The organism is Vibrio sp. 10N.222.46.A1 (genome assembly GCF_041473595.1).
Classification (GTDB): Bacteria; Pseudomonadota; Gammaproteobacteria; order Enterobacterales; family Vibrionaceae; genus Vibrio; species Vibrio tasmaniensis_A.
In genome coordinates, this window is the sequence record NZ_JBFRSN010000296.1 from 1 (window position 1) to 1595 (window position 1595).

Consider the following 1595-nt stretch of genomic DNA (forward strand, 5'->3'; position numbering starts at 1 on the left):
TCTTTGGTGGTGTTAAACGTATCGCGAACTTCACACAAATTGTCGTTCCATTCATGGCGTTGGCTTACATCATCATCGCATTCGTTATCATCCTACTAAACATCAGCCAAGTTCCTGTTGTTTTCGGAATGATTCTGGGTGATGCATTCACTCCTATGGCAGGCTTTGGTGCTGCAATCGGTTGGGGTGTTAAACGTGGTGTTTACTCAAACGAAGCGGGTCAAGGTACTGGTCCTCACGCGGCAGCTGCGGCAAGTGTTGATCACCCAGCTCAGCAAGGTTTGGTTCAAGCGTTCTCTATCTACATTGATACTCTTCTAGTATGTTCTGCTACAGCGTTCATGATCATCATCACTGGTGCTTACAACGTTCACGGCGGCGCTGAAGGTGTCTTCCTTGTTCAGAACCTAGCAGCAAACATCGGTGCGAATGGTCCCGTATTTACACAGCTTGCTATTGAAAGTGCACTGCCAGGCATTGGTAAGCCGTTCATCGCATTTGCTCTGTTCTTCTTCGCATTTACAACGATTCTTGCTTACTACTACATCGCAGAAACGAATATTGCTTACCTACGTCGTACCATCAAGATCCCTGGCATGATGTTCGTACTTAAGCTTGTTCTTATTAGTGCCGTTTTCTATGGCACCGTTAAAACAGCAAACCTTGCATGGGCAATGGGTGATGTGGGTGTTGGCTTGATGGCATGGTTAAACATCGTTGGTATTCTGATCATATTCTTCATGTCTAAGCCTGCGCTTAAGGCTTTAGCAGACTACGAAGAACAGCAGAAACAAGGTGTGACTGAGTACACATTCAACCCTGTAAAACTAGGCATTAAAGGTGCTACTTACTGGGAAGAGAAATACAAGCGTAAAACTGGCAAGTCTCCTGAATCTGAAGTTGCAGACAGTAAACCTGTAGAGCAACCTTCAGCTTAAGCTTGACTTAGCAAATAGATCGCTTTAACTCGCGCTATTAATAACGCATAAAAAAGGGGTTAGCCATTTCGGCTAACCCCTTTTGTTTTGTTCATAAAAATCGTAGTTTATAACGAGCTCATTACTTATAACGAACTGACTGCTTATAACAAACTAACTGTTCCCAAGCTAGAGCGTTAAGCAACGATCTCTTGAGCCGTCATTTGAGGCGCTTTTTTCTCACCGATTGGCAGTACTGTGCGGCCATATTCGTTGTTGATTACTTGTGCCATCGCAAAGTAGATAGCTGACGCACCACAGAAGATACCTTCAAAACCAGCGATAGTACCGATCAGTTCGCTGCCAGTGAAATCACGAGCGGCAAGTAGGAAGAACAAAATAGTAAGTGAACCGAATACTACTTGTTTCGCTACTGGGTAGCATAGAGAACCAATGAACATGAAGCCAGTGAAGATGCCCCATAGTAGTAGGTACCAACCCATAAACGCTGCTGGACTTGCTGGTAGGCCCATGTATGGCATTACGATTAAACCAACCAAAGATAACCAGAATAGACCGTAAGAAGTAAACGCAGTTGTACCGAACGTGTCACCACGTTTGAAACACATTGTGCCCACGATAACTTGGCTTAGACCACCGTAAAAAATACCCATAGCA

2 protein-coding genes are annotated in these 1595 nt (G+C 44.5%); one reads left to right on the plus strand and one right to left on the minus strand.

Translation table 11 applies throughout. The features are described 5' to 3' along the window. The coding region (locus AB4496_RS09830) for an alanine:cation symporter family protein (protein WP_372130887.1) at window positions 1-938 on the plus strand (938 nt) is incomplete at its 5' end. Window positions 939-1114: 176 nt separating this feature from the next. Here the strand turns inward: AB4496_RS09830 and AB4496_RS09835 are convergent. Continuing rightward, the coding region (locus AB4496_RS09835; protein WP_372130889.1) for an acetate uptake transporter at window positions 1115-1595 on the minus strand (481 nt) is incomplete at its 5' end.